Annotated in this window: 14 protein-coding genes; 11 read left to right on the top strand and 3 right to left on the bottom strand. The window is 66.3% G+C overall.

Annotated features, from left to right (window positions below):
- Positions 1 to 35 precede the first annotated feature (35 nt).
- Positions 36 to 2,567 carry a DNA internalization-related competence protein ComEC/Rec2 gene (locus ACZ47F_RS04365; RefSeq protein ID WP_464926075.1) on the top strand — a complete coding sequence of 844 codons (2,532 nt, stop codon included), beginning with the start codon at positions 36 to 38 and terminating at the stop codon, positions 2,565 to 2,567.
- Positions 2,568 to 2,629: 62 nt separating this feature from the next.
- Here the strand turns inward: ACZ47F_RS04365 and ACZ47F_RS04360 are convergent, their stop codons facing one another.
- Positions 2,630 to 3,211: a hypothetical protein gene (locus tag ACZ47F_RS04360; protein ID WP_464926074.1), complete on the bottom strand. Its 582-nt coding sequence runs from the start codon at positions 3,209 to 3,211 to the stop codon at positions 2,630 to 2,632.
- Positions 3,212 to 3,388: 177 nt separating this feature from the next.
- Positions 3,389 to 4,453, bottom strand: a complete 1,065-nt coding sequence (locus tag ACZ47F_RS04355) for a homocysteine S-methyltransferase family protein (RefSeq protein WP_464926073.1) — start codon at positions 4,451 to 4,453, stop codon at positions 3,389 to 3,391.
- Positions 4,454 to 4,583: 130 nt separating this feature from the next.
- Here ACZ47F_RS04355 and ACZ47F_RS04350 point away from each other — a divergent pair, with 130 nt between their 5' ends.
- The 4 genes from ACZ47F_RS04350 (at position 4,584) to ACZ47F_RS04335 (ending at position 7,375) form a co-directional block, all read left to right on the top strand.
- Positions 4,584 to 5,126 carry a hypothetical protein gene (locus ACZ47F_RS04350; protein ID WP_464926072.1) on the top strand — a complete coding sequence of 181 codons (543 nt, stop codon included), beginning with the start codon at positions 4,584 to 4,586 and terminating at the stop codon, positions 5,124 to 5,126.
- Positions 5,127 to 5,227: 101 nt separating this feature from the next.
- Positions 5,228 to 6,289 (top strand): transporter, encoded by a 1,062-nt coding sequence (locus ACZ47F_RS04345; RefSeq protein ID WP_464926572.1) that lies wholly within the window; start codon positions 5,228 to 5,230, stop codon positions 6,287 to 6,289.
- Positions 6,290 to 6,323: 34 nt separating this feature from the next.
- Complete coding sequence (locus ACZ47F_RS04340) at positions 6,324 to 6,836, top strand: copper chaperone PCu(A)C (RefSeq protein ID WP_464926071.1); 513 nt, start codon at positions 6,324 to 6,326, stop codon at positions 6,834 to 6,836.
- 11 nt (positions 6,837 to 6,847) lie between these two features.
- The gene (locus tag ACZ47F_RS04335) at positions 6,848 to 7,375 is read left to right on the top strand and encodes a TlpA disulfide reductase family protein (RefSeq protein ID WP_464926070.1); all 528 of its coding nucleotides are present in this window, start codon (positions 6,848 to 6,850) and stop codon (positions 7,373 to 7,375) included.
- Here ACZ47F_RS04335 and ACZ47F_RS04330 read toward each other — a convergent pair.
- Positions 7,365 to 8,324, bottom strand: a complete 960-nt coding sequence (locus ACZ47F_RS04330; RefSeq protein WP_464926069.1) for an AAA family ATPase — start codon at positions 8,322 to 8,324, stop codon at positions 7,365 to 7,367. The genes ACZ47F_RS04335 and ACZ47F_RS04330 overlap by 11 nt on opposite strands.
- Positions 8,325 to 8,871: 547 nt before the next feature.
- Between ACZ47F_RS04330 and soxA the strand changes: the two genes are divergently transcribed.
- The 6 genes from soxA (at position 8,872) to ACZ47F_RS04300 (ending at position 14,430) form a co-directional block, all read left to right on the top strand.
- Positions 8,872 to 9,720: a sulfur oxidation c-type cytochrome SoxA gene (soxA, locus tag ACZ47F_RS04325; protein ID WP_464926068.1), complete on the top strand. Its 849-nt coding sequence runs from the start codon at positions 8,872 to 8,874 to the stop codon at positions 9,718 to 9,720.
- A 23-nt stretch (positions 9,721 to 9,743) separates the two neighbouring features.
- Positions 9,744 to 10,457 carry a sulfur oxidation c-type cytochrome SoxX gene (gene soxX / locus ACZ47F_RS04320; protein WP_464926067.1) on the top strand — a complete coding sequence of 238 codons (714 nt, stop codon included), beginning with the start codon at positions 9,744 to 9,746 and terminating at the stop codon, positions 10,455 to 10,457.
- Positions 10,454 to 11,488, top strand: coding sequence for an MBL fold metallo-hydrolase (locus ACZ47F_RS04315; protein ID WP_464926066.1), 1,035 nt, complete (start codon positions 10,454 to 10,456; stop codon positions 11,486 to 11,488). Before soxX ends, ACZ47F_RS04315 begins: the two co-directional genes overlap by 4 nt.
- Positions 11,489 to 11,524: 36 nt before the next feature.
- Positions 11,525 to 11,974, top strand: coding sequence for a DsrE family protein (locus ACZ47F_RS04310; protein ID WP_464926065.1), 450 nt, complete (start codon positions 11,525 to 11,527; stop codon positions 11,972 to 11,974).
- Positions 11,975 to 12,068: 94 nt separating this feature from the next.
- Positions 12,069 to 13,133, top strand: a complete 1,065-nt coding sequence (locus ACZ47F_RS04305; RefSeq protein ID WP_464926064.1) for an MBL fold metallo-hydrolase — start codon at positions 12,069 to 12,071, stop codon at positions 13,131 to 13,133.
- Between the two features lie 13 nt (positions 13,134 to 13,146).
- Positions 13,147 to 14,430: an Nramp family divalent metal transporter gene (locus ACZ47F_RS04300; RefSeq protein WP_464926063.1), complete on the top strand. Its 1,284-nt coding sequence runs from the start codon at positions 13,147 to 13,149 to the stop codon at positions 14,428 to 14,430.
- Positions 14,431 to 14,469 lie beyond the last annotated feature (39 nt).

Genomic DNA, 14,469 nt, shown 5'->3' with positions numbered 1-14,469 from the left:
GGATCGATTGCCGCCACGTGCCGAAGGAGCCAGCCTTGCCGATCTACGCCCTTGCCGTGCTGCTCGGCTGCGCACTGCAGACCGCGCAGGCGGCGCTGTGGCCTCGCACAGTCTATGGCGGAATCGGGCTGGCGGGTTTGCTCGTCACGCTCGGCTTGCTGCTGTGGCAGATGCGCCGGAGCAGTCTGCCGGTCGGCGGCTGGTCTCGCGGTGCGCTCGGTGTGACATCCGCGCTGGCCGGCCTGGCGCTGGCGTTCGGGCTGGCAGGCTGGCGCGCGCATCCCGTGCTCCAAGACCGGCTCGACCCAGCGCTGGAGGAACGGGTACTGACCGTGCGCGGCACGGTGGTGGATTTACCCGTGCTGTATCCGGACAGCACCCGGTTTCTGCTCGACCTCGCCGATCCAGTGCCGCCGGGGATGCCGAGTCGGCTGTCGGTGAGCTGGTATGCCAGGCGCGATCGACATGCAGACCGCCCGGGGCCGCCGCCCCGCGTGCATCCCGGGCAGCAGTGGCAGCTGCCGGTGCGGCTCAAGCAGCCCCACGGCCTGTTCAACCCCGGCGGCCACGACCTCGAGCTGAGTCTGTTTCAGGACGGCATCGGCGCCACCGGCACGGTCAGCCGCGTCGGCCAGCCACAGTTGCTCAGCATGCGCAGCACACCGGCTGACTGGATCGCGCAGCTGCGCGACCACCTGCGCCAGCGCATGATGGCCGCGCTGCATGTGCAAAGCATCCCGATCGGGGAGCAGCGAGCGGCCGCGAACTTGGGGGCAATGCTTCCCTCCTCCGCCGACACCATCATCGCGCTGGCGCTGGGCGATCAGGCGGCGATTTCCCCGCAGGATTGGGCCATCTACCGCACCACCGGAGTCGCGCATCTGATGAGCATTTCCGGGCTGCACATCACCCTGCTGGCCTGGATGACGCTGCACCTGGCGGGCTGGCTGTGGCGACAAAGCGCACGCCTGCCCCGACCGTGGACGCTGATCGTGCCCGCGCCCACCCTGGCCGCCTGGGCCGCGTTGCTGGCAGCCACGGTCTATGCGCTGATCGCTGGTTGGGGCGTACCGGCGCAGCGCACCTTGCTGATGCTCGCCGTGGTCTTGCTACTGCGCCAACGCGGACTGCGGGCCGACTGGCGCGATGTGATGGCGCTGGCGCTGATCGCCGTGCTGCTGTGGGACCCGTGGGCGGTGCGGCTGGCGGGGTTCTGGCTGTCGTTCGTCGCCGTGGGGCTGCTGTTCGTCTCGGGCGAGCGGCGACACCCGGAAACCGCGCCCCTTGCGTCCGCAGGCGCGCAAACCGCATCGGCACCCGGAGTGTGGCAACGCGGCTGGCAGTCCGTGCGCAGCGCCAGCCAGGCGCAATGGGTGGCCACCATTGCGCTGCTGCCGCTAACCCTGCTGTTCTTTCAGCAGATCGCGGTGCTGTCGCCGCTGGCCAATGCGGTGGCGATTCCGCTGGTCACCCTGGCGGTGGCGCCGCTGTCCATTTTTGGGCTGTTGCTGCCCGCGCCGCTGGACGGCTGGGTCTGGAAGCTTGCCGCCTGGCTACAGCACATGCTCGATCACATCCTGCAGCAGATGGCGGCCTGGCCGCTGGCTCAGTGGCATGCCGCCGCGCCCGACCCGGTCACGCTCGTGCTGGCCGCACTGGGCGCACTGGCGCTGGCTTTGCCCTGGACCTGGCGGCTGCGCACACCCGGCCTGCTGCTGATGTTGCCGCTGACCAGCAACCCCGGCAGCGCGCCTGCACCGGGCCATGTAGAGCTGTGGTTTGCCGATGTCGGCCAAGGCATGGCCGTGGTCGTGCGCACCGCGCGGCACACCCTGCTGTACGACACCGGCCCGCAGCAGGCGCCCGGGTTGGACACTGGCAGCCGGGTGCTGCTGCCGCTGCTGCACAGCCTGGGCATGCGGCATCTGGACCGGGTCGTGGTCAGCCACGATGACAACGACCATGCGGGCGGCGCGGCAGCAATCGCCCACACCCACCCAGAGGCTGCGCTGCTGACCTCCATGACACCAGACCGGGCCGGGCGCCTGGGCTACGCCACCCACCAACGCTGCGTGGCCGGACAGCACTGGAACTGGGACGGGGTGGACTTTCGCATCGTCAGCCCGCTGCCGGGCGCGCAACCGCGCAGCGACAACGCCAGCTCCTGCGTGCTGCATGTCAGCGCGCGCGGCGGCTCGGTGCTGCTCACCGGCGACATCGATCAGGCACAGGAGCGCGCGTTGCGTGCTGCTGACGCATTGCCCTATGCCGACGTGCTGCTGGTGCCGCATCATGGCAGCAAGTCTTCATCCAGCGACGCGCTGCTCGACACCGTGATGCCACGCGCCGCGGTGGTGCAGGCCGGCTATCACAATGCACATGGCCATCCGCACCCGCTGGTGCTGCAGCGCTACGCCGCGCGCGGCATTGCGGTGTGGCGCACCGATCTGCAGGGTGCGCTGCTGTGGCGAGACACCGCGCCCGACGCATTGCGAGGCTGGCGCGCCACGGCCGCGCGTTACTGGAATGCGCCGGATCGCTGGGTGGCATCTGCCTTTCCCGATTGATCCGGCGCAATGGCTTGAACTCCTCCCCACCCGGGGCCGGAGGGGCGATGGGCCAGCCCCACTCACACCCGCAGCCGGTTGAGCGACTGCAGTTCGTAGACCAGCCGGGTGCGCACGCCGTTGATCGACAGCGTGTCCTCGATGCCCTTGATCGCGCGGCCTGCTGCCGGGGCGTACCAGTAGTGGGTCATCACGGTCGCCTGCGCTGCGGTGTAATGTCCCTGCAGGCGAAAGGTATGAAATGTGCCGGCGGGCACGGTGATGGTTTCCTCCGCTTCCACGCTGACGCTCACGCCCAGCTTGGTGTGCAGTTCCCATTCAGGCTGGCTTTGCGTGATGGTGTCCTTCCAGTTCTTGCCCACGCTCAGCGGAAACACGAACTGCGGAAACGCCGGGCGGTATTCGATCGCCTCGCCCGGCACGATTTCGCGCGACAGCAGGTCGAACTGTTTGGAGTAGATGTTCTTCAGCGCCGGCGAGTCAGCCTTGTTGGTGCGCTTCACTTCCACATGTACTTCGCCATTGGGCGTGATGTGCGTGACCTGGTTGGACATGACCAGGCCGGGATCGCCGCGGTCGATCTCCTCCTGGGTGCGGGTGATGAAGACCCAGCGGTCTCCCACGCGAATGTCGGGCAGTTGCATCGATGTCTCCTGCAGGGTTGAGCCGTGGGGCACATTTTGCCCCGGCCACCGTCGGGCGCGCACCCGCGCAGTCAAAGCCCGGCGACGCGCAGGGTCAGCCAGTCACGCCACAGCCGAAACGGCCCCGGCAGTGTGGCGTCGTTTGCGCTTTCCCGTCCGTGGTGCCGCACGCGGGAGTTACTCGCTTTCGGGGTAGAACCCGGCGCGGCGGGTGCTGCGCGGCGCCTCGCTGCGCACCGCCGCGCCGATCGCGGCGATGTGCTCGGGCGTGGTGCCGCAGCAGCCGCCGACGATGTTGACCAGCCCCTCGGCGGCGAATTCGTGCAGCAGCCGCGAGGTGACCTCGGGCGTCTCGTCGAAGCCGGTGTCGCTCATCGGATTCGGCAGCCCGGCGTTGGGATAGCAGCTGATGTAGGTGTCGGGCGCGGCCTTGGCCAGCTCCTGCAGATACGGGCGCATCAGCGCCGCGCCGAGCGCGCAGTTCAGCCCGACGGCCAGCGGCTGGGCATGCCGCACGCTGGCCCAAAAGGCGGTGACGGTCTGCCCGGAGAGGATGCGCCCGGAGGCGTCGGTGACCGTGCCGCTGATGATCAGCGGCAGCCGCTCGCCGGTCTCCTCGAATACTTCGTCGATCGCAAACAGCGCGGCCTTGGCGTTGAGGGTGTCGAAAATCGTCTCGACCAGCAGCACGTCGGCGCCGCCGCGCAGCAGCGCGTGCACCTGCTGCGCGTACGCCACACGCAGTGTCTCGAAGTCGATGTTGCGCGCGCCGGGGTCGTTAACGTCGGGGCTAATGCTGGCGGTTTTCGGCGTCGGCCCGAGCGCCCCGGCGACGAAGCGCGGCCTGTCCGGGGTGCTGAACTTGTCGCAGGCGGCGCGCGCCAGGCGCGCCGAGGCCTCGTTCATCTCGTCGACCAGCTCGGCCATGCCGTAATCGTCCTGCGCCACGCTGGTCGCGCCAAAGGTGTTGGTCTCGATGAGGTCAGCGCCGGCCGCAAGATAGCCCTCGTGGATGTCGCGGATGATCTGCGGCTGCGTCAGGCTGAGCAGCTCGTTGTTGCCCTTGACGTCGCGGGGCCAGTCCTTGAACCGCTCGCCGCGGTACTGCGCCTCGCTGAGCTTGAAGCGCTGGATCAGCGTACCCATCGCGCCATCAAGAATGACGATGCGCTGCGCAAGCAGCTCGGGCAGTTGCACAGCGCGCGTGTACGGGCGGGGAGCAGGAGGGTGGATGGTCAGCATGGTGGCATGGTAGTGGCTCGCACGGTATCGCCGCAGCCGCCGCGAGCGCCACCAAGCGGCCCACCACAAAGTCGACCGACACAATTTGTTTCACCGCAAATCGCCGCCGGCTGGTTAGCATGGCTTGATCATGCGCACATTGTCTTGCCGCGTTCAGTCGTCCTGCATCGCTCGCCTGATCTGGCTGTTGACGCTGGCCTTGGCGCTGCAGCCGCTGACCTGGGCGCGGCAGCCTGCGGCAAGCTGGGTCAGCCTGCCGTACTGCGTCGGCAGCGCAGGCCCGACGCAGCAGGCGGCAGCGCGCAGCGGGGCGAACACCCAGGGTCGTGCGCACCACATCTGGGAAGTGGTGAAGATGTCGTCGCGAGCGGCCCAGTGGCAAAGCACGCTGCGCGCAGGATCGAGACAGATCCATCAGACCAGCGAGACCCGAGCACAGCGCTTTGCGGCCAGCGGGCCGCGTAGCAGCAAGATTCACAACCTCTGGGTGCTGCTCAATCCGACGGCGGTTCTTTGCGCCAGCGGCTCGCCGTGGGCCATGCCGCCAGCCGAGCACGCGCTCGTGTTCGACGCGCCGGTGGCGCAAGCGCCCGCCGCCGACTGCAGCGCACCGCACCGCCTGCTGCTGCGCGCTCGCCCACAGCAGCCGCGCGCTCCACCGCAAGTCTCCTGACGCCCTCCGATCGCGGCCGCCGCAGCGCGCGTTGCGCTTGCCGCGCCGCACCTTGCCCGCTACGCGGGCATCAAACCAACAGGAGACGCTTCATGCGTGCCATGTCGCACCCCACCGTGCGCGCGCTGCTGGCCTTGGCCTGCTGCGGCGCAACCCTCGTGCCGCAGCAGGCGCTTGCCTGCGCGAGCTGCGGCTGCAGCCTCAGTACCGATGCCGCCCTTGGCGATTCGGCCAAGCCCGGCTGGCGTCTGTATCTGCAATACGACTTCATCAACCAGAACCAGTTGCGCAGTAGCGCGCATGCGGTCTCGGCCGCCATAGTCGCCGCGCGCAACCCGGACGCCGGCCAGGAGGTCGAGCATGACACCATCAACCGCGACCTGACGCTTGGCATGGGCTACAGCCCAAGCCCCGACTGGAACTTCACCCTGCGGATCCCGTACGTCGACCGTAGCCACACCACCTATGGCACCGCCACGCCGGACCAGCTCGGCGCGGACAAGCTCAGCGGCGCGACCGTCAGCAGCCTGGGCGATGTCAAGTTCATCGCCGCCTGGCAGGGCGCGTTGGCGACACACAATCTCGGCGTCCAGCTCGGCGTGAAGCTGCCGACCGGACGCTACGGCGGCCCGAACGCCGACGGCACCGGCATCGTCGGCCGCGACCCGGTGGCCTTCAGCCGCGGGCCCAATGCGCAGCAGCCATCGCCCGGCAATCTGCTCGACACCAGTCTGCAGCCCGGCACCGGCAGCACCGATCTGATCGTCGGCGCTTACTTCGTCCAGGCGGTCAGCCAAAATGTCGATGCCTTCGTCAACGGCCAATTTCAGGCGGCGGTGGCGCACCGTCTGGACACACCCGGCGCAGACTACCGTCCCGGCAATCTGGCCAGCCTGAGCTTCGGCCTGCGGGACGCGGCGCGCCCCGACTGGATGCCGCAATTGCAGATCAACCTCTCGCACAAAAGCCACGACCAGGGGGCGCTGGCCGACACCGCGGACACTACAGGAACCGTGGCCTATCTCAGTCCCGGCCTGTCGGTCATGGTGGGCCAAGGCTGGCAGGCTTACGGATTCGTGCAACTGCCGGTCTATCGCCAACTTGACGGCGTGCAACTCGCCCCGCACTGGACCGCCAGCCTGGGAATCAGTACTGCGTTCTAAGCTCTCATCTGTCACCTTCTCACTGGAGTTCTCCATGCGTTCAAGCTATTGCCTATCTCGCACCGCGCTGCGCACCCTTGCTGCCGGCGCGCTCAGCCTGGGGCTGCTCGGCTCCGCCTTTGCCGCTGGCATTCAGGTGACCGACGCCTGGATTCGCTGGCTGCCGTCCGGTCTGCCTGCCGGCGGCTATGCCAAGGTGCGCAATGACACCAACAAAGAGGTCAAGCTCATCGGCGCCTCGAGCCCGAAATATGGCATGGTCATGCTGCACCGCACGGTGAGCAAGAACGGCATGTCCCACATGGTGCATGTCGACGCCATTGCCATTGCGCCGCACAAAAGCATTGCCTTCACCCCGGGCGACTATCACATCATGCTGATGCAGCCCAAGCCGGGCATTGCGCCGGGGCAGAAGGTGCCGGTCACGCTCGAGTTCGCTGATGGCCAGTCGGTGACCGCCGAGTTCGAGGTGCGCAAGCCCACCGCCACCGGCCCTGGCGAAGCGCAGGGCATGGACATGGATCACATGCACGGCATGAAGCACTGATCCGCCGCGCCATGCCCGATCTGTCCAGGCGCGCGCTGCTGCGGCGGGCCGGCCTGCTCGGCGCCGGCGCGCTCGCCGCCCAAGCGCCGCCCGCCCATGCGGGGCTCGCCGTCGGTCAGCCGGCACCGGTGGCGGTGCTGCACACCCTGGACGGGCAGACGCTGTCGACCGCCGACATGCGCGGACAGGTGGTCATCCTCACCTTCTGGGCGACCTGGTGCGACCCCTGCCGGCAGGAACTGCCCGTGCTGTCGGATTACGCCGCTGCGCACGCAGCGCAAGGGCTGCGGGTGCTGGGCTTTTGCCTCGACGGAGCCGACCGCCTGGCGCAGGTGCGCGCGGTGGCGGCGACCCTGTCGTTTCCCGTGGGCTTGCTACAAAGCCCTTGGTTCGGCGCCTATGGGCGCATCTGGCGCATTCCGGTGAGCTTTGTCATCGACCGCGCTGGGCGCCTGGCCGACAACGGTTGGGACGACCCGCACCCCGCATGGACCCCCGCACGACTGCAGCGCGTGGTCGGTCCGCTGCTCAATGCGTGAAGCCGATGCGCGACTGACGCCGCAGCCGATCGAAGTCGAAATCCTTGGGCGCGAGCACCGTCCGCTTGTCGAGCTTGGCTGCCCCGAATGCGCTCAGCAGCAGGCGACGCAGTTCGCGGGGCTTGCAGTGCTGCAGCAAGTCGAGCACGGCCTCTGACGGCTCCTCGGGGAAGGCCGCGCCCCAGTCGTGGGCCTTGCGGATTTCGCGGTAGAGATTGGTGGCGATCTGCCGCGTGCCCTCGGCGTCGGGCGCGGCGATGTCGTACACATTCAGCCGGTTGAGAATCGGCTCGGGAATGTGGCTGGCGTCGTTGGCCGTGGCGATCCAGATCACGCTGCTGCAGTCGATCGGCACCTCGGCGAATTCATCAGTGAAGGCGCGCGCGGTGTCCGCCTCGAGCAGGCTGTAGAGCGCACCCAGCGGGTCGTACTGCGCGCTGCCCGCAGCCTTGTCGATTTCGTCGATCACCAGCACCGGGTTGGCGTACTCGCCGCCGACCAAGGTGTCGAACACCTTGCCCGGGCGGGCATTCTTCCACTGCGATGACGCGCCCGACAGAATCCACCCCGCAGTCAACGCATTCATCGGCGCCACTGCGCAGGTCGTGCCCAGCAGCGCCGAGACGCGGCGGGCGAAATGGGTCTTGCCGATGCCCGGATCACCCAGCAGCAGCATGGGCATGATTTCCACCGGGTCGCGGCTGTCGGCGCACAGCGCCACGCTGCGCTGGATGTCGCGCAGCGGCGCGCCAAAATTGGGCAATTCGGCACTGAGCTGCTCGACCTGCGGCGGGTCCTGCGGCTTGATCGCCAGCCGCTCGCCGCCGGTGGCGAGCATGCGCTGGTAGGTGCTGCGCAGGGTTTCGTTGGCATCTGGCCCCATCGCGTTGAGTTTGCGCTCCACAGCGCTGACATCGAACACGGTCTTATAGGCAGCTACGGAAAGCATCACGTTCTCCTTCATGCAGGTTGATCGAATACAAGCATCAACCATGCCCGAATCATCCACAGCCCGGCCGCGTCGTGCAAGAGCCTGTCGGATCCGCCCTTGCATCTGGTCGGGCAATTCGTGAACAAGTGCACGCCACGGCGGCCGCGGTCAATCGGCAGAGCCTGCCCTCCTGTTCTCGCAAGCGCATGCCGCAGACCGCGCCGGAGTGATCGACATCATCTCGCCCCAAGGCGACACGAAAGCCGTATAGAAATATTTATCTGGATATATCCAACAAAGTCGCAGACAGACCCAGCCCGATGCCGGCACGGGGCCGGCGGCGCTAGACGCCACGACCCACGAAAGAAACATGCGCACATTCAACATGTTGCCTTGCCCCACCGCATGTGACACGAGTTTGATTTTTGTCACTTTTTGAACACGGCTTGCGACACCCTAGGGTTTACCTGAATGACGCTGTATTTCACGAAATATATCGTTCCTTCTGTTTATGCGAATGTTCTGAAACGCTTCGGAACCTCTCAGGCTTTTTCAAGGGGATGCAGTGAAACGATCGAAGGCAATCAAGGCCCTCGCCCTCACCGGGGGCCTCACGCTCGGGCTGCTGGCCAGCCACCCGGGCGCGGCAACAGAGTCGGATGACCAAAAATTTGCTGCCTATCGCAGCATGCTCGAACAGGACAACCCGGGGCAGTTCTGGGTGGATGAAGGCAAGGCGCTGTTCTACAAAAAGCGCGGACCCAAAAACGCTTCGCTGGAGCAATGCGACTTCGGCCTGGGGCCCGGCGTGCTCAAGGGTGCGTATGCGCAGATGCCGCGCTATTTCAAGGACACCGGCCAGGTGCAGACACTCGAGGGCCGTTTGCTGACCTGCATGGAAAAGCTGCAGGGACTCAAAGCCGATGACATCCTCAAACCCCACTACACCAATGCCGACGAGGAAAACGGCACCCCGGACGATCTCACGCGGCTGACCGCGTTCGTCGCCGCGCAGTCCAACGGCATGCCGTTCAACCCGCCGATGAACACGCCGCAGGAGAAATACGTCTACGCCCTGGGCAAGTACACCTTCTTTCGCCGCATGGGCAAGATGGATCTGTCCTGCGCAGACTGCCACGGCGTGCCAGGCCGCACCATCCGTGGCGTCGAGCTGCCGGTGATGACCGCCCCCAAGACCGCCGGCCGCGTGATGGCCGCGTTCCCTGCGTATGTGCTCAAGGACAGTAATGTGCGCACCTTCTGGTGGCGTAACGAGCGCTGCCTGCTCGCGATGCGCCTGCCGTGGCTGATGACCGGCTCGGAAATCGACGCCGCGCTCACCCTGTTCCAGGCCATCGAAGCCAAGAAGAGCGGCCATCCCATCAAAGTTCCCGGCATCAAGCCCCGCGCCTGAGCCGCATCGACGGACCTCCCAGCATGACATCCAGACCTTTCCTCCGCCTGGCCGTGGCAGCCGCGCTGCTGCCGCTGGTCTCCATCGCCCCGGCACTTGCCGACGAGGCGCAGCATGTGGACATCCCCAAGATCGAGGGCCTGCCCAAGATCACGGAAAAAGACTTCTCCAAGGCAATCCGCAAGAGCTTCTACGTCAACAATCCGCAAGAGTGGGATCGCTTCTATTCCAAGACGCTGGAAATCTGCAACGCAACGGACAGCCAGCCCAGCGCCGCGCAGGCGCAAGAGATCATCCGGCGCGAAACCAAATCCATCGTCTACCCAAAAAGCGGCAAGCTCATGGGCGACTGGAAGCTCGGCGCCAAGTGGGCCGAGGACGTGCACGGCGGGCGCATCGGCTACCCCGGCTTTAAGGACGCCGACGACCCCAGCCACCCCAACGGCGCCAACTGCTATGCCTGCCACGCAATGGACCCCAAGTTCCCACAGCACGGCAATATGGGCCCGTCTCTGACCGACTACGGCAAGCTGCGCGGCACCAGCGAGGCGGTGATCAAGTACACCTATGACAAGATTTACAACTCCAAGTCGCTCAACCCCTGCTCGCTGATGCCGCGCTACGGCGGTCCCAAGCATCTGCTCACGCCCGAACAGGTGGCCGACATCACCGCCTACCTGCTCGATCCGCAATCGCCGGTGAACAACGGCGGCAACCAGATGGTGCAGGCCAAATGACGCCGCGCGTATCGTTTGATCCTTCCCGGCGCGCCTGGCTACGCCGAGCTGCGTGGTCGGCTGCCGTGGTCGGCACCGCGGGCGTCGCCCCTGCCGCGATTGATCTGGCCGTTGCGGCGCAGGCCTATGCCTTCGGCCCCAAGGTGCCCGATGTCAAGCCGGTGCAGACCTCTGAACACGTCTGGTCCATCGTCGCCAGGGACGCCTTTCCCACGCCAGACAACCAGGGCTTTTTCAGCAACACGCATTTCATTCTGACTCCCAAGGGCGTGGTGGTGTTCGACACCGGCTCATCGCTGCAGATCGGGCAGATGTGCCTGCGCATGCTGCGCACCGTCACCGACAAACCGGTGATCGCCGTGTTCAATTCGCACTTCCACGGCGATCACTGGCTGGGCAATCAGGCGTATGTCGATGCCTTCGGACCGAAGTTGCCGATCTACGCACTGCCGGGCACACGCCGGGTTATCGCCGGGGTCGAGGGCAATGCCTGGCGCGAGAACATGCTCAAGTGGACCAACAACTCGTCGCTGGGCACCAAGGTGGTCGCGCCCACGCTTGAGGTGCGCAGTGGTGATGTGTTCGAGTACGGCGGCATTACGCTCAAGGCGCATCACTACGGCAAGGCCCACACCCCGGACGATCTGTGCATCGAGATCGTGCAGGACAAGGCGGTATGCGCGGGCGACATCATGATGAACCACCGCATCGCCAATATGGAAGACGGCTCGTTTCTGGGCACCCTGGCGTATTACGACAAGCTGGAAAAGGCCACTGGCGCCAGGATGTGGCTGCCCGGCCATGGCGCGGCCAGCGCCGACATCCTGGCGTGGAACCGCGAAATCTTTCAGGGCATTTTCGATGGCGCGCTCAAGGCTGCGCGCGAGATGGCCGGGCCGACCGTGGCCAAGGAGTATGTGCTGGCCGACCCGCGCGTGGCGAAAAACGCCGGCACCACCGCCGGGTTCGAGAAAAACATCGGCAAGTTCGCCTCGCTCGCCTACCTGGAAGCCGAGCAGCAAGGGTCTTGAGACCGCGATCACCACCCAACACTGGAGGAGTTTCCCATGCAGACATCCACACGCCGCAATGCGCTGTTCGCCGGGCTGGGCGCCGGGCTGCTCGCGCTCACGGGCCGCGCCCGCGCCGCCGACAAGGACGGCAAGGCCAAGGTGGTCTACCACGTCACCCGCATGGACGGGCAACCCGAGCGCTGCCTGGATTTCGTGCGCAACCACCTGGCTGGCGAGCCGGGTGTGACCCTGGTCGTGGTGGCCAACGGCAGCGGCATCGACTTCCTGCTCAACGGCGCCAAGACCAAGAGCGGCGCCGAATTCGCTGGCAATGTGGGCGACTTCGCCGGCCAGGGGGTCAAGTTTCTGGTCTGCGAAAACACCCTGAAGGCGCGCAACATCAGCAAGGACAAGGTGTTGATGGATGCCAGCTTCGTGCCCTCGGGCGTGGTCGAGGCCGCGCGGCTGCAGAACCGCGAGGGCTACGCCTACATCAGCCCCTGACCCCCTCAGATTCGCTCTTCGGGCGCCACCATGCGCCCGCGTTCCGTGCCGACCTCCTCGTGCACCTCCCTTTCTTTGTCCCCAGGAGCCTTCCATGCTCGATTTCGACCATTCCGATCTATCGCCCACCGACAACGTGCGGCGTGACATTCTCAAACGTCTGCTCGGCGTCACAGCGCTATCGGCGCTCACGCCCGAGTTTCTCAGGCAGGCCGTTGCCGCCGACACCGCGGGCAAGACGCTGATGGGCCCGCGCGTGCCCGACGTCAAGCCCACCCAGCTCACCGACAAGCTCTACGTCATCAAGGCGCGCGACAAATTCCCCACGCCGCAGAACCTGGGCTTTTTCACCAACATCACCTTCATCGTCACGAGCAAGGGGGTGGTGGTGCTCGACCCCAGCGCCTCGGTGGAAATCGGCCGCATGGCCATCCGCATGATCAAGACCGTCACACCCAAGCCCGTCGTCGCGGTCATCAACACCCACTACCACGGTGACCATTGGATGGGCAACCAGGCGTTTGCCGAGCAATTCCCGGGCATTCCGATGTACTCGATGAAGGAATCGGCCGAGGCGATCAAGAACGTGCTGGGCGAGCAGTGGATCCAGATGGCGCTCAAGACCACCGACAAGGCCACGCGCGGCACGGTCATCACCCCGCCCAACAGCTTCATCAAGGACGGTGACGTGCTCGACTTCGGCGACACCAGGCTCAACATCCACCACTACGGCAAATGCCACACCCCTTACGACCTGCTGGTCGAGTTCAACGGCACGCCGTACATCCATGTCGGCGATGTGCTGATGGGTCACCGCATGGCCGGAATGGGGGACAACGAAGGCAGCTTCGTCGAGGGCATGAAGGTGCTCGACAAAATCAAGAGCAACTTTGGCGATCGCACTTTCATCCCCGGCCACGGCCAGTGGCGCAACAGCCTGCTGGCTGAGGAAATCACGCTATTCCACACCCTCTACGACACCTCGGTGGCGGTGATCAAGGAAACCAACGACGACCCCAACGGCGTGAGCATCGCGCTCAAGCGCATCAAGGCCACGCCGTTCATGGTCGAGTACGCCAAGCACACGCCCGACTTCGAAAACAGCGTGGCCAAGTGGACCAGCCTGGCGTATCTCGAGGCCGAGCAAAACAACTTCTGAGCTCGCCCGCTTCATGCAATCCACCGCCGCCGCGCTGAGCCTGGACGAGCGCACCCGCACTGCCGCGCTGGCGGCGCTGCACGCGCCGGGCAGGCGGCTGCGGGGGCGGCTCGCGTTTTTCGGCCCGGCACTGATGGCCTCGGTGGCCTATGTCGACCCGGGCAACTTCGCCACCAATCTGCAGGCCGGCTCGACCCACGGCTATGCGCTGCTATGGGTGGTCGTGCTGGCCAATGCCATGGCCATGCTCATCCAGACCCTGTCGGCCAAGCTGGGCATCGCCACCGGGCGCAATCTGCCCGAACTCATCCGCGCCCACTGGCCGCGCCCGGTGGTTGTGCTGTACTGGGTGCAAGCCGAGCTAGTGGCCATCTTCACCGATCTGGCCGAATTCCTCGGCGCCGCGCTGGGCTTTCATCTGCTGGGCGGCTTTTCGATGCCCGCTGCCGCGCTGCTCAGCCTGGCGGCCGTGTTCGCACTGCTCGGGCTGGAGCAGCGCGGATTCCGGCCGCTGGAAATGGCCGTCGGCGCCCTGCTGGCGGTGGTCGCCGCAGCCTACTGCGTCGAGCTGCTGCTCAGCCCGATCGACTGGCGGGCTGCCGCGCACGGCGCCCTGTGGCCGCAGCTCGGCGATGGCGACGCGGCCTATCTTGCCGCTGGTATTCTGGGCGCAACGGTCATGCCGCATGTCATCTATCTGCATTCCGGCCTGACCCAGCGGCGGCTGCAGGTGGCAGACGCGGTCAAGCCCCGGCTGATGGCCGTAACCCGGCGCGAGGTCGTGGTTGCGATGGGGCTGGCCGGGCTGCTCAACATGGCGATGATGGCCTGCGCCGCGGCGACCTTCCATGGCCGCGACGCGGCTGCGGCCAGCGGCGACCTGACGCACGCCTGGCAGGCGCTCACCCCCTTGCTCGGGCCGGCGGCCGCTACGGCGTTTGCGGTCGCGCTGCTGGCCAGCGGGCTATCGTCTAGCGTGGTCGGCACGATGGCCGGGCAGGTCGTGATGCAGGGCTTCGTCGGCTTTTCCATTCCGGTCTGGCTGCGTCGCCTGTTCACCGCCCTGCCGGCGGTTGCGGTCATCCTGCTGGGCGTCGATCCGACCCGGGCACTGGTGTTCTCCCAGGTCGTGCTGTCGTTTGCCATTCCGTTTGCATTGCTGCCGCTGCTTCTGTTCACCGCGCGGCGCGACAGGATGGGCGCGCTAGTCAATACCCGCGCGGTGCAGGCCGCCGGGTGGCTGAGCGCCGCAGTCATCGTCACCATCAACTTCTGGCTGCTGGTGGGCCTGCTGTGAAATCGGCTGTGCCCATCGTCCCCGATGCGGCACGGACGC

The organism is Thiomonas islandica (assembly GCF_055383445.1).
Note: the sequence above shows the minus strand (reverse complement) of the source record. Positions and strands in the feature narration are given on the sequence as shown.